This window comes from Blautia wexlerae, from assembly GCF_013300825.1.
GTDB lineage: Bacteria > Bacillota > Clostridia > Lachnospirales > Lachnospiraceae > Blautia_A > Blautia_A wexlerae_B.
This window is the reverse complement of record NZ_JAAIMY010000018.1, coordinates 22,140-43,669: the sequence shown is the minus strand read 5'-3', so window position 1 is coordinate 43,669 and position 21,530 is coordinate 22,140. Positions and strand designations below refer to the sequence as shown.

The 21,530-nt window shown below is 39.4% G+C and carries 22 protein-coding genes, 2 pseudogenes and 1 riboswitch; of the genes and pseudogenes, 22 read left to right on the top strand and 2 right to left on the bottom strand.

All coding sequences use genetic code 11. The features are described 5' to 3' along the window. The first annotated feature begins 131 nt into the window (after positions 1 to 131). Genes cbiM through G4417_RS10370 form a run of 3 tightly spaced genes read left to right on the top strand, consistent with a single transcriptional unit; the run spans position 132 to position 2,668 of the window. The gene (gene cbiM / locus G4417_RS10380; RefSeq protein ID WP_026649036.1) at positions 132 to 1,136 is read left to right on the top strand and encodes a cobalt transporter CbiM; all 1,005 of its coding nucleotides are present in this window, start codon (positions 132 to 134) and stop codon (positions 1,134 to 1,136) included. A 3-nt stretch (positions 1,137 to 1,139) separates the two neighbouring features. Continuing rightward, positions 1,140 to 1,964 (top strand): energy-coupling factor transporter transmembrane component T family protein, encoded by an 825-nt coding sequence (locus G4417_RS10375; protein ID WP_173683383.1) that lies wholly within the window; start codon positions 1,140 to 1,142, stop codon positions 1,962 to 1,964. A gap of 32 nt (positions 1,965 to 1,996) precedes the next feature. After that, on the top strand, positions 1,997 to 2,668 hold the full coding sequence (locus tag G4417_RS10370; RefSeq protein WP_173683384.1) for an energy-coupling factor ABC transporter ATP-binding protein: 672 nt from the start codon (positions 1,997 to 1,999) through the stop codon (positions 2,666 to 2,668). Between the two features lie 325 nt (positions 2,669 to 2,993). Here G4417_RS10370 and G4417_RS10365 read toward each other — a convergent pair whose 3' ends face one another. After that, positions 2,994 to 3,536, bottom strand: a complete 543-nt coding sequence (locus G4417_RS10365; RefSeq protein ID WP_173683385.1) for a TIGR00730 family Rossman fold protein — start codon at positions 3,534 to 3,536, stop codon at positions 2,994 to 2,996. A gap of 38 nt (positions 3,537 to 3,574) precedes the next feature. After that, entirely contained in the window at positions 3,575 to 4,507 is a 933-nt protein-coding gene (locus tag G4417_RS10360) for an AEC family transporter (RefSeq protein WP_118566031.1), read from the bottom strand. Between the two features lie 192 nt (positions 4,508 to 4,699). Here G4417_RS10360 and G4417_RS17740 point away from each other — a divergent pair. The 19 genes and pseudogenes from G4417_RS17740 to G4417_RS10270 all read left to right on the top strand — a co-directional run. Further along, positions 4,700 to 4,813: pseudogene (locus G4417_RS17740) on the top strand (MarR family transcriptional regulator); the annotation flags it as partial. Then, a pseudogene (locus tag G4417_RS17545) lies at positions 4,795 to 4,932 on the top strand (MATE family efflux transporter); the annotation flags it as partial. The pseudogenes G4417_RS17740 and G4417_RS17545, both read left to right, overlap by 19 nt. Before the next feature lie 56 nt (positions 4,933 to 4,988). Then, positions 4,989 to 5,097: riboswitch (TPP riboswitch) on the top strand. Between the two features lie 148 nt (positions 5,098 to 5,245). Then, complete coding sequence (thiS, locus tag G4417_RS10350) at positions 5,246 to 5,440, top strand: sulfur carrier protein ThiS (protein WP_173683386.1); 195 nt, start codon at positions 5,246 to 5,248, stop codon at positions 5,438 to 5,440. A 58-nt stretch (positions 5,441 to 5,498) separates the two neighbouring features. Next, positions 5,499 to 6,263, top strand: a complete 765-nt coding sequence (locus G4417_RS10345) for a thiazole synthase (protein WP_173683387.1) — start codon at positions 5,499 to 5,501, stop codon at positions 6,261 to 6,263. 16 nt (positions 6,264 to 6,279) lie between these two features. Continuing rightward, positions 6,280 to 7,539, top strand: a complete 1,260-nt coding sequence (thiH, locus tag G4417_RS10340; RefSeq protein ID WP_173683388.1) for a 2-iminoacetate synthase ThiH — start codon at positions 6,280 to 6,282, stop codon at positions 7,537 to 7,539. After that, entirely contained in the window at positions 7,532 to 8,116 is a 585-nt protein-coding gene (locus tag G4417_RS10335; protein WP_243872122.1) for a thiamine phosphate synthase, read from the top strand. The genes thiH and G4417_RS10335 overlap by 8 nt, the downstream gene beginning before the upstream one ends. 162 nt (positions 8,117 to 8,278) lie before the next feature. Continuing rightward, positions 8,279 to 9,136 (top strand): EamA family transporter, encoded by an 858-nt coding sequence (locus G4417_RS10330; protein ID WP_173683390.1) that lies wholly within the window; start codon positions 8,279 to 8,281, stop codon positions 9,134 to 9,136. Between the two features lie 110 nt (positions 9,137 to 9,246). Beyond that, a complete protein-coding gene (locus G4417_RS17540) occupies positions 9,247 to 9,378 on the top strand; it encodes a LysR family transcriptional regulator (protein WP_334296878.1) in 132 nt (43 codons plus the stop codon). Positions 9,379 to 9,623: 245 nt separating this feature from the next. Continuing rightward, complete coding sequence (locus tag G4417_RS10320; RefSeq protein WP_173683391.1) at positions 9,624 to 10,556, top strand: AEC family transporter; 933 nt, start codon at positions 9,624 to 9,626, stop codon at positions 10,554 to 10,556. Between the two features lie 312 nt (positions 10,557 to 10,868). Continuing rightward, positions 10,869 to 12,569: a glycogen synthase gene (locus tag G4417_RS10315; protein WP_173683392.1), complete on the top strand. Its 1,701-nt coding sequence runs from the start codon at positions 10,869 to 10,871 to the stop codon at positions 12,567 to 12,569. A gap of 296 nt (positions 12,570 to 12,865) precedes the next feature. Further along, positions 12,866 to 13,507, top strand: a complete 642-nt coding sequence (locus tag G4417_RS10310; RefSeq protein ID WP_055060378.1) for a class I SAM-dependent methyltransferase — start codon at positions 12,866 to 12,868, stop codon at positions 13,505 to 13,507. Between the two features lie 12 nt (positions 13,508 to 13,519). Continuing rightward, positions 13,520 to 14,302 (top strand): hypothetical protein, encoded by a 783-nt coding sequence (locus G4417_RS10305; RefSeq protein ID WP_173683393.1) that lies wholly within the window; start codon positions 13,520 to 13,522, stop codon positions 14,300 to 14,302. Beyond that, positions 14,299 to 15,099: a class I SAM-dependent methyltransferase gene (locus G4417_RS10300; RefSeq protein ID WP_173683394.1), complete on the top strand. Its 801-nt coding sequence runs from the start codon at positions 14,299 to 14,301 to the stop codon at positions 15,097 to 15,099. The genes G4417_RS10305 and G4417_RS10300 overlap by 4 nt, the downstream gene beginning before the upstream one ends. Positions 15,100 to 15,122: 23 nt before the next feature. Continuing rightward, the gene (locus tag G4417_RS10295; RefSeq protein ID WP_173683395.1) at positions 15,123 to 16,058 is read left to right on the top strand and encodes an acyl-CoA thioester hydrolase/BAAT C-terminal domain-containing protein; all 936 of its coding nucleotides are present in this window, start codon (positions 15,123 to 15,125) and stop codon (positions 16,056 to 16,058) included. A gap of 22 nt (positions 16,059 to 16,080) precedes the next feature. Next, the gene (locus G4417_RS10290; RefSeq protein ID WP_173683396.1) at positions 16,081 to 16,866 is read left to right on the top strand and encodes a hypothetical protein; all 786 of its coding nucleotides are present in this window, start codon (positions 16,081 to 16,083) and stop codon (positions 16,864 to 16,866) included. Between the two features lie 2 nt (positions 16,867 to 16,868). Further along, the gene (locus G4417_RS10285) at positions 16,869 to 17,915 is read left to right on the top strand and encodes a helix-turn-helix domain-containing protein (protein WP_055058431.1); all 1,047 of its coding nucleotides are present in this window, start codon (positions 16,869 to 16,871) and stop codon (positions 17,913 to 17,915) included. A gap of 106 nt (positions 17,916 to 18,021) precedes the next feature. Beyond that, positions 18,022 to 18,783: a hypothetical protein gene (locus tag G4417_RS10280; protein WP_243260036.1), complete on the top strand. Its 762-nt coding sequence runs from the start codon at positions 18,022 to 18,024 to the stop codon at positions 18,781 to 18,783. 170 nt (positions 18,784 to 18,953) lie between these two features. Then, the gene (locus G4417_RS10275; protein WP_025579141.1) at positions 18,954 to 19,583 is read left to right on the top strand and encodes a TetR/AcrR family transcriptional regulator; all 630 of its coding nucleotides are present in this window, start codon (positions 18,954 to 18,956) and stop codon (positions 19,581 to 19,583) included. Positions 19,584 to 19,775: 192 nt separating this feature from the next. Further along, positions 19,776 to 21,530, top strand: a complete 1,755-nt coding sequence (locus G4417_RS10270) for an ABC transporter ATP-binding protein (protein WP_173683397.1) — start codon at positions 19,776 to 19,778, stop codon at positions 21,528 to 21,530.

The window sequence follows — 21,530 nt, the reverse complement described above, 5'->3', positions numbered from 1 at the left end:
TATGCCGGATAAGAATATATAGATATCCCCTTGGGTGGGTTGTTGACGCTTTAATGTGGTGCTACAATACAGTTGTTTGTAAGGTGCGCGCCAGATAAAAATAATATTTTCACAGGAAAGGAAGTATATTTATGCATATACCTGAAAATTATTTAAGCCCGTCAACATGTGCTGTAATGACAGCAGCCATGCTTCCGGTGTGGGGATATTCTATTCATAAAATAAAAACAGAGATACCGAAATCAAAGATGCCGCTTCTTGGTATTGGGGCAGCCTTTTCATTTCTGGGAATGATGTTTAATGTTCCGCTTCCGGGCGGTACAACAGGACATGCAGTAGGGGGAACTCTTATTGCCATACTGACAGGAAGTCCTGCAGCCGGGTGCATAGCGGTTTCTATTGCTCTGCTGATACAGGCACTTCTTTTTGGAGATGGCGGAATCCTTGCATTTGGGGCAAACTGTTTTAATATGGCATTTATATTGCCATATCTGGGCTTTTTCCTGTATAAACTTCTTTTGAAGAAAACAGGTATGCGCAAACTTAGCGCGGCAATTGGTTCATATATAGGTATTAATGCTGCGGCCTTTTGTGCAGCTGTTGAATTTGGTATTCAGCCACTGCTGTTCAAAAATGCAGAAGGCCAGGCTCTTTATTGTCCGTATCCGCTAAGTGTATCAATACCTGCAATGATGATCGGACATATTACATTATTTGGTCTCGCAGAGATTATTCTGACAGTAGTGGTACTTACCTTTGTTGAAAAAGTTACACCAAAAGCATTGGATGCTGTTCCGGATAAGACAGCATTTAAACCACTGTATATACTGATGGCTGTTCTCATCGTACTGACTCCTCTGGGACTTCTGGCAACCGGTACTGCCTGGGGTGAATGGGGTGCTGATGAAATCGCTGGTCTGGTAAGTGGCGGAAGCCAGCTTGGATACACTCCGTCAGGAATGACCAATGGATTTGAACTGTCAACTTTGTTTCCTGATTATTCTATGTCCGGGTTACCTGAGTGGACAGGATATATTCTTTCGGCTATTGTAGGCGTGGCACTTCTGGTGATCATTTTTAAGATTATTTCTTCCATGATGAAAGAGAAAGTTGATTTTAAAAAGAAGGCTGCATAACAGATGAATGATCATAAAAAAGAAGAAACTATGCTTCCAGACTGGATGTGTTCCGGAGAAACTTATGTTCCGTCTAAAGATAAAGAAGCATTTTTAACAAAAAGTACGAAATCAGTTTTATCTGTGCTTGCAAAAATGCGGTTTTATGAAGGGAAGGATGGCAAATTTTCTGCCACTCCTTCTCTGAAACTGTTTTATACACTTCTATATATTGTTCTTACTGCATGTTCGGGAAATTATCTGTTTACTCTGATCATGTGTGCAGCAGTGACAGTCAGACTGGCGTTTTTTTCGGCAAAAGCTATCCGTCAGATCCTGAGAGGAACAGCAGGTGCGGTTCTGTTTTCTATATTGATCCTTCTCCCATCTGTATTTATGGGAACTCCTCAGACTTTAATGAATATTACTTCAAGAGTATATGTATCTGTAACTCTGGTTGGTATTTTGTCATCAGGGACATCCTGGAATAAACTGACAGGAAGTATGAGAACTTTTCGGCTGCCATCCATATTTATTTTTACGCTGGATATTACTTTGAAATATATTTCGGTGCTTGGAGAGATATGTGCAGCTATTCTTACGTCTGTCCGGTTAAGGTCAGTGGGAAAGAATCCTCAGAAAGAAAAAGCTTTGTCAGGTGTGTTGGGAATCTCATTTCTGAAATCTGGTGAAATGGCAGAAGAAATGCATGCAGCAATGTGTTGTCGTGGATTTACAGGAGAGTATAAGAAAAAGCAGAAATACACGTTATGTGCAGCGGATATTTTCAGCACTTTTATTATGGCTGGATGTATTGTATTGTTCTGGTATCTGAACAGAAAGATATGATAATTGACAGGAAAAGACAGAAGAGGGCAGTTATGATCAGACTTGAGAATGTATGTTTTGCATATGAAAAAGAGATTGCTCTGAGATATGTGGATCTTCACGTAAACAGAGGAGATTCTATAGTTATCCAGGGACCTAACGGATGTGGAAAATCAACACTGATTAAACTATTGAATGGAATTATTTTTCCATCGGAAGGAAAATATTTTTATCAGGGACATGAAATTAATGAAAAAGCGTTAAAAAACAGCCAGTTTGCAAAATGGTTTCATCAGCAGATGGGATATGTGTTTCAGAATGCAGATACCCAGCTTTTTTGTGGAAGTGTGGAAGAGGAGATTGCATTTGGACCGGTCCAGATGGGGCTTTCGGAAGAGGAGATTAAAAAAAGAACAGAAGACTGCCTGCACTTATTTGGATTGGAAAAACTAAGAGAGAGACCACCCTATCATCTGAGTGGAGGGGAGAAAAGAAAGGTTTCACTGGCATGTATTCTTTCGTTGAATCCTGAGGTTCTGATTTTGGATGAACCTCTTGCAGGACTTGATGAAAAAACACAGGATATGCTGGTGGAGTTTTTGCAGAGTTTTCATAATGCAGGAAAAACGTTGATTACGATCACACATAACAGACAGCTGGCTGAAACTATTGGTACAAGATTTGCCTGTATGAATGAAGAACATGAATTGAAGATGCTATCATAATATTGATAATTATCTTTTCGTTAAAAAAAGTACTTCCTGCGGACGAAGTATTTTTTTTAATGAGTTTTTAGATGCGCATTGCGCGGAGGTCTGTGCACCTTTATTTGTTGTTTGACACAAATCTTTGTGCGGATACACGGATCATTAAGTACCTTGCTGACTGATATTTAATGATCTCTGTATTGATTATATTTTAACAAAATTATGGGAAAGAACAAGCCTCCCAGGGGGATTTCAGACCATGAAAAAAGTAGTATGAACTATGCGATATATGAATAGGTAAATATCCCCCGGGGGCGCTTGACAATTGTTTACGACCTGAATTTTACTTAGTTACTGTAGCCAGAAGTACTTTAATATCTTCAAGATTATTGACAAAATAAATTCCTTCCTGCCGTCTGGAGGAGGACAGCCCCATCTTGATCATATGGTCAAGAAGCTGCTTCAGGCTGTCATAATATCCATTCAGATTATACAGAATACAGGGGGCATCCAGGTGTTTGAGGGAAACCATGGACATAACTTCTGCGATTTCCTCCAGAGTACCGGTGCCTCCCGGAAATGCAATAAATACATCACCAAGTTCAATCATTTTTGCTTTTCTTTCAGCCATATCTTTTGTGACGATCAGTTCTGTGATCTCATCATACTGCAGTTCAGAATCTATAAAAAACTGTGGTTCCACGCCTGTTACTTTTCCCCCGGCATTCAGCACACTTTCTGCTATCTGTCCCATAAGACCGGACTTTGAACCTCCATATACCAGAGAATTTCCGCTTTCTCCAATCCATGTACCAAGTTCCCGGACAGCATCTCCAAGTGCCGGATCATTTCCCTCCAAAGCTCCAAGATAAACGGTAATATTCATTGTAATTTCCTTTCTTTTTTCATGTACAGGTAATTGTTTTATATAACTGCCTCAAATAACATTACCATCAGCGGCATTGTAATAATTGAGAACAGTGTAGTCATGACATTGATGGCACTGGCATAACGTGAATCATTTCCGTATACCTGGCACATCTGGGTTATTGTGGAAGCAGACGGTGTGATGATCGCCAGAAAGACAATAAGCATGATTTTATTTCCGTCTGCAGAGAACATAGCCAGATGGCTGATCTTAATCATTACAAGTGCAAGCAAAGGCACTGCAATCAGACGAAGAAATGATACAAAATATACTCTTTTGTCAGCAAAAATCTGTTTCAGATTCATTCCTGCAAACAGCATACCGGTTACGATCATACTGGCCGGTCCTATCATGCTGCCCACTGAGCCAAGAGTATTATTGATGATCTCCGGCAAATGGATTTTTGCGAAAAAAAGTACAACACCGATAAAAATAGAAATCATGTTAATATTTAACACAATCTTTTTCCAGTCGTAGGAAGATTCCCGGCTGATAATCTTTTTGCAGTGTGTCCACAGAAAGATAAGCTGCACACTCATAAAAACACATCCATATAAAACCCAGTCCTGTCCAAGAATAAAGGTTACAATGGGTACGATCAAATTTCCTGAATTAGAATAATAAACAGAAGCAATTTCCACTTCATTCAGATGCAAAAGCTTTCCGGCTATGGAGATAATGATCAGGAGAAGAACCTGAGTCATGACAGATGCAGCCAGGGCAAGCAGCAATCCCTTTACAGTATCCATCGTGTAATCTACCTGAAAAGCATTGATGATTACACAGGGAATGATCAGATAGAGAATAATTTTGGATAAAACCTTGCTGTCTTCATCTTTTACAAGTCCAACTTTCACGATCAAATATCCCATGAAGATCATAAGAAACAATTGAATGATCTGTTCCATGAGCAGTATGCTGATATTCATAAATATCCACCTCGTATTCTTAAAAAAGTCCGTCATCGGAAATATTGTATTTATCCGATTTCTGATGTCGGAACTCATTATAGAACTTTCCAGATTACGGTTCAATAGTAATTTTGGTGGTTGACAAATTTCAGAATTTCCATATAATTATCAGCGATAATTAACAAGGATAATTATATAGAAGCTTACAATATGACAACTGAAAAAATCAAGCGAATGCTGGATGCATGCTATCAGGCGAAGCGGATACGGGAATTGCTTCCGCCGCTGCCGCAGGGAGTTACCCCGTCTTACATTCAGCATATGGTGCAGTTGACCTTCTGTTTGTGGGAAGATTTGGTTCCACTGCCGGACTTTCTGCAGTTTCTACAGGCAGTCAGGTTTTAAACCTGGTTACGTTTGTGGTTGTACAATTTGCAATGGGCAGGTGTGAAGAAAATATTGAAAAAAGCTTGAAAATTATTCAATAATTTTATATAATATTTCGGAAATAGGGAGCTCAAATAGATGGGCTGAGAGTAGACTTGATTAGTCTTGACCTGGAACCTGATTTGGATAATGCCAACGTAGGGAAATACATGTCGTGAATGGATAGACTTGTGTGTGTCGTTGCTCTCTGTTTTTGTGTGAACTGGGGGCACCACTTTTCACAGAATATTTCAGGCGCCGGACAACGGGAAAAGTATGTTGTCCGGTGCCTTTTTGCATAGTTTCAGGGTGTTAGAAAGGAGGATATCCATGGTGAAGATTAACGGTGAGGCAAAAGAAATTGCCGGAAAAAATCTGCTGGAGTATCTGAAAGAAAACGGATTTAATCCGGAACATCTGGTAGTAGAGCGTAATTATGAAATTATCCCAAAAGAGCAGTTCGCCAGCGTGACGATTCAGGATGAAGATGTGATCGAAGTTCTGCGATTTGTCGGAGGAGGTTGAAAAAGGCGACAGAAATGCAAATATGACTGAAAAAGAGGAAAGCATAGAGGAGAACGCAATGGAAGATAAATTTGTATTAGGCGGAAAAGAATTTAAGAGTCGATTTATTCTCGGATCAGGAAAATATAACCTGAATCTGATCAGGGCAGCAGTTGAGCAGGGAGGAGCTGAAATTATTACCCTTGCTCTCAGACGTGCCAATACCCAGGAGAAAGACAATATCCTGGATTTTATTCCGAAAGGAGTAACACTTCTTCCAAACACATCCGGTGCGAGAAACGCCGAAGAAGCTGTCAGAATCGCAAGGCTGAGCAGAGCCATGGGATGCGGAGATTTTGTAAAAATAGAAATCATGCGTGATGCGAAATATCTTTTTCCGGATAATTATGAGACAGTTAAAGCAACAGAAATCCTGGCAAAGGAAGGATTCGTTGTTTTGCCATATATGAATCCGGATCTGAATGTGGCAAGGGATCTTCAGAATGCCGGGGCAGCAGCGGTTATGCCATTAGCAGCACCGATCGGAAGTAATAAGGGGCTGGCAACAAAAGCCATGATCCAGGTACTGATCGATGAGATCGACCTGCCGGTTATTGTAGATGCAGGAATCGGAAAACCATCTCAGGCATGTGAAGCTATGGAAATGGGAGCTGCGGCAATTATGGCAAATACAGCAATCGCCACAGCAGGAGATGTACCGGAGATGGCTGCTGCATTTAAACTGGCCATTGAAGCCGGCAGAAAAGCCTACCTTACCGGAATGGGAAGAGTACTTGCAAGAGGTGGAAGCGCATCTGACCCATTAACAGGATTCTTACGCTAAGGAGGAAGCTGAGATCATGAATGAAGAAAATCAGGTATATTTTGTAGACAGTGATAAACTTCCGCCGGCTGCACTGGAGAGAAAGCACCGTCTGGAACAGGATCCGTCTTTTCGTACCAATCATATGGAGTATATGGAGGGAATGCAGGTTATCCAGTCAGATATAAAGGATAAAGTACTCCAGGCAATGGCTGAGTATGATTATGATAAATACACAGCTAATGATGTAGAACGTGCACTTTCCCATGAATCCTGTTCAATCGAGGATTTTAAAGCACTTTTGTCTCCGGCAGCAGCACCGTATCTTGAGCAGATGGCACGAAAGGCAGAGGAGATTACCAGAAACCATTTTGGAAACACAGTTTATATTTTTACTCCGCTGTATATTGCAAACTATTGTCAGAATTATTGCATTTACTGTGGTTTTAACTGCTATAATAATATCCGCAGGAAAAAGCTGACATTTGAAGAAATCGAGCATGAAATGCAGGTTATCGCCAGAACCGGAATGGAAGAAATCCTGATACTGACCGGTGAGAGCCGTGCATATTCTGATGTGAAATATATCGGTGAAGCTGTCAAAATTGCAAAAAAATATTTTAAAAATATAGGAATTGAAATCTATCCTGTAAATGTGGATGAATACCGATATCTTCATGAGTGCGGAGTGGATTATGTAACAGTTTTTCAGGAAACTTATCATACAGATAAATACGAGACTCTTCATCTTATGGGACATAAACGTGTCTGGCCATATCGCTTTGATTCACAGGAACGCGCATTAATGGGAGGCATGAGAGGGGCAGGATTTTCGGCACTTCTGGGACTTGATGATTTCAGGAAAGATGCGCTGGCTACCGCACTTCACGTGTATTATATAAACCGTAAATATCCCCATGCAGAGTTATCTTTAAGCTGTCCGCGATTACGGCCAATCGTGAATAATGACAAGATCAATCCGCGTGATGTAGGAGAGAAAGAACTGTGTCAGGTGTTATGTGCATACCGTATATTCCTGCCGTTTGCGGGAATCACTGTGTCCAGTCGTGAGAGTGCTGATTTTCGAAATGGAATCACAAAAATCTGTGCAACCAAGGTTTCAGCAGGTGTTTCCACAGGAATCGGTGATCATGAAGAAAAATACGAAGGCAAAGAAGATGCAGATGTGGGGGATGAACAGTTTGAGATCAACGATGACCGTTCTTTCAGTAAAATGTATGATGATATGGAGCAGGGCGGTCTGCAGCCGGTTCTGAATGATTATATTTATGTGTAGACAATATGAACATGCCATAGCGATCACGAATCGTACATTGGTGAAGGGAGATTTTCTTAAGCAGATGCAGAAGGTGATTCATCTGCGTCCGCATGCGGTGATTCTGAGAGAGAAAGATCTGTCAGATGAAGAGTATGAAATGCTTGCAGAAAAAATTCTGGAAATATGCAGAGAAAGCGGTGTACACTGCTTCCTGCATTCCAGAATTTCTGTAGCTCACAGATTAGGATGCAGAAGAATCCATATATCTGTTCCGTTACTTCTGGCTATGAGCGAAGAGGAGCGCCTTCAGTTGAGATCGGATTTTCAGGAGATCAGTGTTTCCTGTCATAGTATGGAAGATATGAACATTGCCGTGAAAAACGGAGCCACACAGATCATTCTCGGGACAATTTTTGAAACAGAATGCAAAAAAGGATTGAAAGGAAAAGGTCTGGGATTTGTTACAGAAATCTGCAAAGCCTGTCCTGTGCCAGTGTATGCAATTGGCGGTATTAACATGGAACGCCTGCCGCAAGTAATGAAAGCGGGTGCTGCTGGCGGGTGTATGATGTCAGGTTTTATGCGATTAGCATAAATTCTGTGCATCGCGAAGCGTGTTGCTGTGAACGGAATGAACAGTAACATCTTTCTCCTGTTGTTTTTCCTTTTGGCGGTAAAAAAAGACACTATCGCATAGATTTTGTGATAAAATAAGAAAAAACAGGTCAAAACGAATAGCAGATGGAGGTAGATAGATATGTGGCTGTTATTTGCGTTTGGTTCTGCTCTGTTTGCAGGCTTGACTGCCATACTGGCAAAATGCGGAATCAGAAACACAGATTCTAATGTTGCAACAGCATTAAGAACCGGCGTAGTGTTAGTCTTTTCATGGCTTATGGTATTTGTGGTCGGGGCGCAAAGTGAAATCAGAGATATTTCAGCAAAAGTCCTGATCTTTCTGATTTTGTCAGGACTGTCAACGGGGATATCCTGGCTATGCTATTTCAAAGCACTGCAGATTGGAGATATCAATAAAGTAACACCAATTGATAAATCGAGTACAGTGATAACGATGCTGCTGGCTTTTATTTTTCTCAGGGAAGAAGTAACGTGGCTGAAATTTGTTTCAATGATTCTTATCGGTATCGGTACTTATCTGATGATACAGAAAAAGGAAACAAAGGAGAAAGCAGAAGATAAGAAGTGGCTGCTTTATGCAGTCGGTTCCGCTGTTTTTGCCAGTCTTACCTCTATTTTGGGAAAGATTGGAATTCAGGATGTCAATTCAAATCTTGGAACTGCAATCCGGACGGTTGTTGTATTGGTCATGGCGTGGATCGTAGTATTTGTGACCGGAAAGCAGGATACGGTTAAGAATATTGACAGAAAAAGCTGGCGGTTCCTTATTCTTTCCGGGTTTGCAACAGGCGGTTCCTGGTTATGTTATTACAGAGCACTTCAGACGGGTCCGGCCAGTGTGGTAGTTCCGATTGATAAACTGAGTATTCTTGTGACCATTGCATTCTCATATATTGTATTCCATGAAAAACTGTCATTGAAATCAGGGACAGGACTGCTTCTTATTGTTGTCGGAACGTTAGCTTTGCTGATATAACTATTATAAAAAGAAAAACTGTCTGGAAAAGTATAATTGCGGAAACTGGCTTTTTCAGGTGGGAGAGAGATATTTTATGGATTTGAAACAATTGCAGTATTTTGTGGTATGTGCGCAGACGGGGATCGTTCAGTGATGCTGCGAAAGTTCTGTATTCTACACAGCCGAGTGTAAGCAAGGTAATAAAATCTCTGGAGGATACTCTTGGAATGCAGTTTTTTGAGAGGCTTCCCAAAAGTTAAATAAGACTTCTATTCCACTTGGAATTCTTTCAGCAGTAAAACATAACCGTCTGATCGATTCTGCGTTATAAGTAATTGTATATTTATTCATAAAAAAGTACTTCCTGTGGAGAGAAGTACTTTTTTATTGTAAAAAATATAAGTTTATCATTTCTTATTTGGTATAAGTTGATATAATATAAAAAGCAGTAAATGCGAAATACAAAAGATAAAATAATAATGCAACAGGGAAAGGGAAAACAGACATGGAAATTTTGGAGATTATTCTGCCGGTGCTTGTTATGGTTGCACTGGGAATAGTGTGTAGAAAAAAGAAATTATTGAATCAGAACGGCATTGACAATATGAAGATTTTGGTAACAAATATTATGTTGCCGACAGCAATCTTTCATGCACTGGCAACGGCAGAGTACAGTAGAAAGACAGGAATTCTTGTTCTGATTATGTTTGTAATGCTGGTTATTTCTTTTGGAATTGGATTTCTGCTGAAACCTTTGATGGAAGAGACGTATAGAAAATATCTTCCGTTCATGGTCTGTGTTTATGAAGGAGGCATGATGGGGTATCCTTTATATACCAGTCTGTGTGGCAGTGAAAATCTGTCTCAGATTGCAGTACTGGATATTGCAGGATTACTTTTTGGATTCAGCGTTTATATGGGGCTTTTGGGTCAGACGGAAAATGGAGAGAAGTTTAACATAAAAGCTTTGTTTGTCAGCGCATTAAAAACACCGGCGTTTATGGCAAGCGTTCTCGGGATTATTGCCGGGTTATCCGGAGTTATCAACAGGCTGATTGCAGGACCGGCCGGAGGAACTTATCTGAGTGTGGAAAATATTTTGACAGTGTCTGTTTCTTCCATTATTCTTCTTACTGTGGGATATAGTATAGAACTGACACCGGGTCTGATCAAACCATGTATCAGGACTATTGTAATGAGAATATGTCTGCAGGCAGTAATGATGGCAGGCGTTCTGTTTGCAGTGAAATGCTTTGTGGGAAGTTACAGACTTTTGAATCTGGCAGTTGTTATGTATATGTCGTCACCGGCCACTTTCAGTCTACAGACGTTTTTGAAGAAAAAAGAGAGCAGTGCATATGCATCGACTACTAATTCACTTTACTGTATTGTCTCTATAGTGGTTTATATGGTAATGGCAGTGTTGATGTTTCCTTAAATAACTATGCTGTACTTTGTTGTAAAGACAAAAATATGATCTGACCGGTCTGTTTTAGCTTTGCTCTGAAGGGCAATCGAGCAGGAAGCTCCCATTTCAAAATCTGTAAGATTTAAGTGGCGAGAGCATATCATGGGATGGAAGCATTTCACATAATGATAGTTACTTTGCACATTTTGTGTTATAATTGAGATTAACAGGAAATGATAAATATCTGCAAAATGAATGTTTATCAGGAACTTACCGGAGGACATTTTAGTTAAGGCATAATAAATTTCGGACTTTGTAAAATGCAAAAGGGAGATCAATGATATGAGAAAAAAAACAGTTCAAAAAAGCAGTACCAAAGGCAATGCAAAAAGTAGCACAAAGAGCAATGCAAGAAACAGCGTAAAAAGCAGTGTAAAAAGCAATGCAAAAAACAGTCCTCAAAAAGCTGTTAAGACTGTTGCTTCAACAGTAGAGAATGTTTCTGTTAAGCAAGCCGCAATTATTCAGGAGCCATCTGTTGAACAGAATGAACAGAACATTCCAACGAGACAGCCTGATCTGGGACCGCGAAGAAGTGTAGCCTTCATTGGATCAGAATGTTATCCATTTGTTAAGACCGGCGGATTGGGAGATGTAATGTCTGCCTTGCCAAAGAGTCTGGCAAAATTAAACATTGATGTTAAGGTCATTATTCCAAGATACAAATGTATTCCTCAGAAATTTCAGGAAAAGATGGAATACAGGGGTTCCTTTGATATGAATCTCTGCTCTGATGGAAAGCAGTATTATGTGGGAATTATGGAATATCAGGAGGATGGGGTTGTCTATGATTTTATAGATAATGATGAGTTCTTCTCCTGGGGAAATCCATATACGAATCTCATAGATGACATTCCGAAATTCTGTTATTTTGCAAAAGCTGCTCTTGCTGCCCTTAATTATCTGAATTGGAATCCTGATGTAGTACATTGTCATGACTGGCAGGCAGCTTTAGTACCGCTTTATCTGAGAACCTGTTTCCAGGATACAGATGTAGGACGTGCAATTTCAGTACTTACAATACATAATCTGAAGTTCCAGGGTATTTATGACAGAAAAATGATTCAATACTGGTCAGGACTTCCTGATTATGTATTTAATAAGGACTGCATGATTCAGAACTGGCTGGATGCCAATATGTTAAAGGGTGGCATCACTTACAGCAATAAAGTTACAACTGTAAGTAATACTTATGCATGGGAAATTCAGACAGAGGAATATGGAGAGGGACTTGCAGAGCATTTAAGATATCACAACAATAAGATTCTGGGAATTGTGAATGGTATTGATACGGATATCTGGAATCCTGCAACTGATAAGCTGCTAGCAGCTGATTACGATGAGAAGTCAGCAATAAAGAATAAAAAGGTTAATAAAAAAGCTCTCCAGGAATCTCTGGGGCTGGATGTAGATGAGCATAAGATGGTAATCGGACTTATTTCACGTCTCACCAACCAGAAAGGTCTTGATCTTGTAAATGACGTAATCCCGGGAATTATGGATGAACATACGCAGGTGGTTGTTCTTGGTACTGGTGATTCTCAGTATGAAAATACATTCCGCTATTATGAAAACAAATATAAAGGCAATTTCTGTGCATATATTGCTTACAATGAAAATGTGGCTCACAATATTTATGCAGGATGTGATGCACTTCTGGTTCCATCAAGATTTGAACCATGTGGACTTACACAGCTTATAGCCATGAGATATGGTGCAGTTCCGATTGTAAGAGAGACCGGAGGACTCAAAGATACGGTTCAGCCTTATAATATGTTTGAAAATACAGGAAACGGTTTTACATTTGACAGATATGAAAGCGGGCTGCTTTACGACGCGATCAACAGAGCAAAGACGCTCTATTTCGAGAACAGAAAATCCTGGGATGATATGGTGATCCGCGATATGAATAAAGATGTTTCCTGGGAAAAGAGTGCAAAACAGTACAAAGATATGTATGTAGGTTTAACGCCAAGAGATTAGAGCAGAGAATGTGCTCTGGTGTATATTTCGAAAACGATCTACTGGTCTTTCCAAATGGCTACGCAGTGCGTAGCAAATTGAGACAAAACCTGGTTGATAAACCAGATAAAAGTGATATACTGAACACAGAAGAAAAGAAACCGTGTGGAATTACAGTTTTGTTTCACACGGTTTTTTAGAAAATTAAGGTTAGATAAAACTAACATATATGATAGCGATTTACTGGACAATGTAAAGAGGACGGATTTCTATGAAAATATTGGTTTATGGTGCAGGTGTGATTGGAGGAAAACAACATGAAAAACGAAGAATACAAAAAACTGTCAATTGCTGAATTTACAAAAGCAGCAGGAAGATATGAAAGTAACCATGCGGGTATTTACGAAATGTGTAAGAAGGACTATCCGGATATTTTGGAAGAATTAGAGAAAGAGCCATTTAGAGATTTATTGGACGCTGGATGTGGACCGGCTCCGATGATTTCTTTATTAGCAGAAAAATATCCAGACCGACATTATACAGGTCTGGATTTGACTCCGGCCATGATTGAACAGGCAAAAAAGAAAAACATTTCAAATGCAACGTTTGTTGTAGGAGACTGTGAGAACTTTCCTTTTGAAAATGATTCATTTGATGCAATTATTTGTTCTATGAGCTTTCATCATTATCCGGATCCACAGGCATTTTTTGACAGTGTAAAAAGATGTCTTCGCCCAAATGGAAGATTGATCCTGCGGGATGTGACCAGTGACAATAAAGTATTGGTATGGTTGATGAATACATTGGAAATGCCTCTGGCAAATATATGCGGACATGGAGATGTTCGGGTTCCAACAAGAGATGTGGTCATGAAATGTTGCAGAAAAGTAGGATTAAAAGTAGAAAAATTTGAAATCCGCAAAGGTATGAGGATGCATTGTGTTGTCAGAAAAGCCTGAAGGAGACTAGCTATGAAATTTTATGAAAGTGGAGACAATCGTAAACCTGTGATATTTTTATTTCCCGGTACCTGTTGCCTGTATAGTAGCTTTGATCATGTACTGGATGGGTTACATTCTTATTTTTATACGGTAGCAGTTTCTTATGATGGATTTGATCCAAACGAGAAAACAGAATTTTATTCGATGGAAGATGAATGTGAAAAAATTGAGCAGGAAATCAGAACAAAGTATGGTGGGAGAATTAAAGCAGCGTATGGATGTTCCCTTGGAGGAAGTTTTGTATCCCTTCTGATTCAGCGGAAAAGAATCCATATAGATCATGGCATCATTGGGAGCAGTGATATGGATGAAGCAGGTAATCTTGTGGCAAAAATTCAGGCATCCATGGTAGTGCCTTTCATGTATAAAATGGTACATACAGGTGCTCTTCCGAAATTTATGCAGAAAAAGCTTAACAAGACAGACGGGGCTAAGAAAGAATTATATAATGGATTTTTAAATATGTTTGGAATCGGTAAAGGAGGAAGTCCGTGGATTACAAAACAGAGTATTTATAATCAGTTCTATTCGGATCTGGTTACAAAAGTCCAGCATGGAATTGATGTGCCGGGAACAACAATCCACGTGTTTTACGCAACAAAAATGGGAAAAAAATACGAAAAGAGATATTGTACTTATTTCAAAAATCCGGACATTCAAAGACACAACATGCAGCATGAAGAATTGTTTTGCTGTCATAGTGCAGAGTGGGTGGAAGAAGTAAGAAAGGCAGTGGAAGGCGACAAACAATGAAAGAAAAAGTGAATGTGACAGGTGTACCGGAAACGATGGTACAGACCCTGTATGCAAGAGCAAAAGAAACAAAAAAACACAATGCAAAGATCAAGGATGAAATTGCCGTAGAACTTGTGGAAAGGCTTGATTATGACTTTTCCAGAGCAGATAAAGATAGTGCCATGACTTATGGTGTGATTGCAAGGACAATTGTATTAGACCGGATGGTCAGAAAATATTTGGAGAAGCATGAAAATACAGTTGTCGTAAATATTGCATGCGGACTGGATACCAGATGCTACCGGATGAAGGGAAAATATATGCGTTGGTATAATGTAGACCTTCCGGAAACAATGAAAATAAGGAGCCAGTTCCTTACCGAAACTGATCCGGTGTATCAGATTGCAAAGTCTGCAATGGATGATTCCTACATAGATGATATCGATTATCACGGTAAGAATATTCTGGTAATAATCGAAGGACTTACCATGTATTTGTGTGAGAAAGATATCAGGAAGATGTTTTCTATTATTGAAAAATCATTTCAGAAAGTTACAGTAATGGTCGAAACCATGTCACCTTTTGTTGTAAAACATGTGAAAGAAAAATCCATAGAGGGAAGCAATGCAAAATTCACATGGGGAGTTAAGAACAGAAAGGAGCTGCAAAGAATCATACCGGCATTTTCTGTTCGGCAGGAAGTCAGTCTTGTTGAAGGAATGAAAGAGCTTATGCCTGTTTATTATGTAATAGGTAAGATTCCGGCTGTTCGGAATATCTCAAATAAAATAATAGTTTTGGAGAAACATAGCTGATATTAAGGGAGGAGATGATACAGATGAAGAAAAGGCATTTTGATGTGGAATCAGATGGATTTTATGGTGCATACTGGAAATGTAAAACAGGCTCAGACTGTGCAATGATTGCGATGATCGGGGATGATCCGGAGGATTATCTGGCGCGTACATCCGTGAAATGGTTACATAAACTCGGTGTGAACGTGATGACGATGTCGCCGGCAAAAAAGGATTATGGACATCATAATTATCCGCTGGAACGTATAGAGAAAGCAATCAGTTGGTTAAAAATACATGGTAATCAGAAGATAGGAATTGTCGGGGCATCTACTACAGGAACACTTGCATTGACTGCCGCTTCTTATTTTAAGGATATCACATTGACGATAGGTCTGACACCGAGTGACTTTATCTGGCAGGGATTTATGCAGGGTAAAAGAGATGGTTGTAAGGAATGGCCAATGGAGGGAGAATCTCTTTTTTCGTATAAAGGAGAACCACTTCCATACATGCCGTTTTGTTACAAACATCCGGATTACTGGCATGTGATTGAGAAAGAAACAAAACGGACCGGTGATATGATCAATTCAAGAAAACTATTTGATGATTCTGAAAAGGCTCACCCAATCACAGAAGACGAGATGATCAAGATTGAAAAAATCCATGGAACAGTATTGTTAATTGGTGCTGAAGATGATGTGTTGTGGGATACTGCAAAATATATCCGCCGTATGAAGCAGCGTATGAAAGAACATTCACACACATGCAGATTGGATTATGTCATTTATGAGCATGGAACCCATTTCGTTTTTCCGGAGAGCATGCTAAAGACAATGCTCCCGGTTGGATCCGGACTCTTTGTAAAACTGGCATTTCAGGCAGCAAGAAAACATCCGAAAGAATGTCGCAGAGCACGTCTGGATATTGACTGGCGGGTAAGAAATGCTGTTGCAAAATGGAAGAGAGTAGATAGATAAAAAATAGACAGAAGGTGGAAGTGTGGTATTTAAAACAACAGGAAATAAATCAAATCCAGTCATTCTGTTTTTCCATGCAATGGGAGTAACTGGGGAAAGCAGTATGCCGGTTGCAGAGAAAATGGCAGAAAAATATTATTGCATTATGCCAACATCGACTGTGTATTGCTCCGGACAGAGGTATCAAAGCAAAAGAGATGAGATACAACAGATTGTACGATTTTTGGGGAACCATGGAATCAAAGAAATAGAACTTATAGTTGCATCTTCGATTGGAGCAGATCTCGCCATGGCATTCCTGACAGAGATAAAAATACCGGTAAAGCATGTTTTTTTTGATGGCGGGCAGTTTGCACAGATTGGAAAGGCAACACGCAGAATCATGGTTCCGCTCTTATATATAGCAATGAAAAGTTTATATTGGTCAAAAGGAAAAACACTAAAGAGAATCATGTGGTGTGACGATGATAAAATTAAACCTTATTTTATAGAGGCAGGAAAGAACTTGACGTATGGAAATCTGAGGAGACAGCTGACAGACAGTTTGGAAGATAAGCCATTTTCAGAACTGTCAGAAGAATTGCAGAAACATACATTCTGGGAATTTGGAAGTATAGAAGAACATTTTAAATACAGAAATGCAGTGATGCAGACTTATATATACGGTAACTTTCCGGTTTTTGAGGGATTCAACCATATGCAGTATCAAATTCAAAATCCGGAGGGATTTGCCAGAATGCTCGAAACAATTATTGAGACTGACCGATTACCGGAATTGGCATTTGCGATGTGGTATAGAGGAAAATAGTTATGAAAAATGCTTATGAGCTTGCTGAAAATATATTGAAGTCCAAACCTGATAAGAATATAGAATTAAAATCATCAGATTCTTTTGCCAGTATTGAGTTATATGGTACATCAGCTTGCAAAAAGGTACAGGATACGGAATTCTGTGAATGTTTTCATTTGGAAAATGAGAGCGGTACAGGAATGATTACATTGTATCATGTGTTTCCAGGAATTGATCTGGTTTATAATGATATGCATATGGAGTATTGCAACAAGGAGCAAAAGCCGGCTTCCAGTGTGATGGAAATAAACTATTGCATGGAAGGCCGTTGCGAATGCGTGTTTGAACAAAATGAATATGGTTATATAGCGGCAGGAGACTTGTCATTTTGTTCTTTGAAAAAAACTGGGCATGTGTCAGAGTTTCCAACATCGCGTTATCATGGAATTACCATTACGCTTGACTTTTCCATGATTACAGACGAAATGAAAAGGATACTGCAATTATTGTCTGTAAATCTGGAAAAGATTAGTAACATTTCAAAAACACATAGTTTTACTATTATACGGGCAAATCAGTCAATAGAACATATCTTTTTGGAATTGTATAAAGTTCCTGAAGAAATCAGATATGGTTACATTCGTGTGAAAATTCTGGAACTATTATTAGTATTAACTGGATTTGATTTAAAGAAAAATAATTCTGAGCATGTATATTTTTCGGATGTACAGATTGATGCAATAAAGCAGGTTCATGCGTTTCTAAAGGGGCACTATAGGGGGCATTATACGATTGAAGAATTGTCAGTGCGTTTTAAAATGTCACCAACTGTTTTGAAAAAATGCTTTAAGGGTGTATACGGAAATTCTGTGTACGCTTATATGAAAAAGTACAGGCTGCAGATGGCGGAACGCCTTTTAAAAGAAAATAAACTTACGATCGGGGAGATAGCATTACAAATTGGCTATCAGAATCCGAACAAATTTACATCTGCATTTCGTACAGAATACGGTATGACACCAACGGAATACCGTAAGAAAAAGACACAGGAAAGTCTGAATGGATAGAAAAAGAGTCTGTTTAGTAATTGAGATTCTATATGGAAATCTATAAAATATGCGTTGTAGTTAGAAAAATCTAACTGCAACGATTTTTAATTTAAGGAGGCATCTCATGAAGCAGAAAAAACTTTTAACATTATTTTTAACAGTTGCAACGTCATTTTCAATGTTAGTTGCTTGTAGTAACGCTACATTTGCAGAAAGTACAGGTACGGCAACTGTTACAGAAAGTACAAATACGACGGACAAGAAACAGAAAGCAGATGAAAATCAGGATGCTGCAAAACAACTTTTGGTTGATTTGACGGGTTCATATCAGGAACTATGGCCGGTAATTCTTGATGAAAAATATCAGCAGATCTGGATTGATGATTGTACAGAGTTGGTTGGTGAGGAAAATGCGGAGGCAGCATATGATAAGTTAGCATCCATGGTTTCAGGAACAATTTATGGAGAAGAAGCAGTAGAAGCATACAAAGATGGCGATGGTGTTTATGACTGCTCTTTTAAAGAAGGTGTAAATAAGCTGGAATTTGATGGTTCTGATTCAGTGATCAAGGGATATGATTCAGAAGGAAAAGAAATCTTTTCCCATACATATCATTATGTTGGAATAGAAGAAGTACGTGGGTTATACGAATTTAAAAGTGACGATGCAGACTCAGGCGAATTTACTTATTTCTGCATAGCACCAGATACAAATGATACAACCTATCATATTGAATTGCGCTACGGCAGCGATTTGGAGGCACTTGGAAAATATGATGAAGGAGACTATGCATACTGGCTTGGCTCAGGTATTTCAACAGACTATGATCAGACAATGGTTGAGAACTGTATAGAACTTTTCTGCAAAGAAAATCTGTCTGAATAGAACAGACTTGTAAAACTGCAGAAAGCATCTGCGGAGTGGAAACTGAATACACGAGGAAAATAAAAAATTGAAACACCAAGACTTGACAAATTCCTGTAATGAGTTAAAATATAACAGTGCTATATAGCACTGTTATATTTTTGAAAAGAAGTTTAGAGGATACGAAAAGAATGTCGACGAAAGCAGAAGATACACAGAAAAACATATTAGATACAGCCAGAAAACATTTCCTGAAAGATGGTTTGACAGGAGCATCTTTAAGAAATATTGTAAAAGATGCAGGGCTTACTACTGGAGCATTTTACAAATATTATCCGACGAAAGAGGCACTTTTTGATGCACTGACGGATCCTTATATGGAACATATTTATCAGATTTATGACCAGATCGTTGAGGAGTTTGAAAAGCTTTCTGCCAGTGATCAGACAAGGAATATGTCGGATACATCCAGCGATGGGATGGAGCAAATGGTTGATTATATCTATGATCATTATGATAATTTCAGATTATTGTTGAAATGCGGAGACAGTGGAAAATTTGAATTATTCATACACAATATGGTGGAGCGGGAAATGAAGTCCAGCCTGAAATATATGGAAAAAATGAAGGAAGCCGGTGTAAAAATACCGGTTGTAGAGGAAAGCCTTATGCATATGATCTATACGGGATTTTTTTCATCAGTATTTCAGATCATTGAGCATGATATAGACAGGGAGACTGCAAAGAAAAATGTACATCAACTGAAAGAATTTAATACAGGTGGCTGGGAACGATTGTGGAATATTGAATTTCCAGTATAACTGATGCAGGAATTCCGAATAGGTTATGTGTGTTGCAGGTTCTGGATTTCTGAATAAAGTTCAGACAGGATAATAATATCAGGTGGTTGATGCCAGTAAACCACCTATTTTATTATATGTTGGTTAGCGCGAACTAACAGAAGGTAAAACAATAAAACGAAACAATAAAACGAACGTAAGGAGTGAACAGATGTGAAAGAAAAAAAGAAGTCGGCAGTCAGCTGGATCCTGACGTGGGCCGGACAAAAAAGAATTGCCTATGTGTGGAGTGTGTTACTTGCAATAGGAAATGTGATTTTTAAGATTTTGCCGTATTTTATTATTGCAGATGTAGTAAAGCTGTTTTTAAATGGTGAAAAGGAGTTTGAAATATATCTTGCAAAAGCGGTTCTGATTGCATTATCGTTTATCATTGCAGAACTGCTTCATTCACTTTCGACAGCATTGTCACATAAAGCAACGTTTGCAGTACTTGCAAATATAAGAAAATCCTGCTGTGATAAGCTGGCGCGGGTACCTCTTGGCTATGTGAAAGACACACCTTCCGGTACATTTAAAAATATTATGGTGGAAAGAATCGACAGTATCGAAACAACACTGGCGCATATTGTCCCGGAATTCACGTCCAATCTGCTGGCACCGATTGTGATTTTGATCTATTTCTTCCTGACAGACTGGAGACTGGCACTCTGGTCATTGGTGCCGGTTATAGTGGGATTTCTTTCCTATTTTGGAATGATGCTGGATTATAAACCAAGCTTCGAGAGAACGGTTCAGACAACAAAAGATCTGAATGATGCGGCAGTGGAATATATTGACGGAATCGAAGTGATCAAGGCATTTGGAAAGACAGAAAGTTCTTATGCAAAATTTACAAAGGCGGCTATGGCTTATGCAGATTCCTTTATTTCCTGGATGAAACGGTGCTCGATCTTTCATGGACTGATGATGGTGGTCACACCTTATACGCTTCTTACGGTATTGCCGTTTGGGGCACATTATGTAGCCAATGGAACACTTGCTATTTCAGATTTTGTCATCTGCATTATTTTATCACTTGGAATCGTTGGACCGTTGATCACAGTGGGTTCCTATACAGATGATCTTGGCAAGATCGGAGTGATTGTTGGTGAAGTGGCAGGAATTCTGGAACAGCCGGAGCTTGAACGTCCAGAGAAAAGTAAAAGTGTTTCAAAAGATAACTCCGTTACTCTTGAAGATGTCAGATTTGGTTATCACGACAAAGAAATCCTGCACGGAGTAACTATGGAGCTGAAAGCAGGAACGGTAAATGCAATCGTAGGACCTTCCGGAAGCGGAAAGTCGACCATCGCAAAGCTGATTGCGTCCCTGTGGGATGTGGATTCCGGAAGCATCAAAATCGGTGGAGTTGATGTCAAAGAACTGACATTTGCAGATTTTAACCGGAAAATTGCATATGTTGCACAGGACAATTATCTGTTTAATGAAACAGTCCGTGAAAATATCAGACAGGGAAATCCGGATGCTACAGATGAACAAATCATCGAGGTGACAAAGAAAAGTGGATGCTATGAATTTATCATGCAGTTGGAGAATGGATTTGATACGGTTGTAGGAGGTGCAGGAGGACATCTGTCAGGTGGCGAGAGGCAGCGTATCTCCATTGCAAGAGCAATGTTAAAGGATGCTCCGATCGTGATCCTTGATGAGGCAACTGCCTACACAGATCCGGAAAATGAGGCAATTCTGCAGAATTCTATCGCAAAACTGGTAGCAGGGAAGACCCTGATCGTAATAGCACACAGACTTTCTACTGTTAAGGACAGTGACCAGATCTTTGTTGTAAATGATGGAAATGTAACAGCACATGGCACACATGAGGAACTTCTGGTGTCATGCCCGCTTTATAAGGAAATGTGGAATGCCCATATTTCTGTAAAAGATACTGTGAAGGAGGGAGAATGA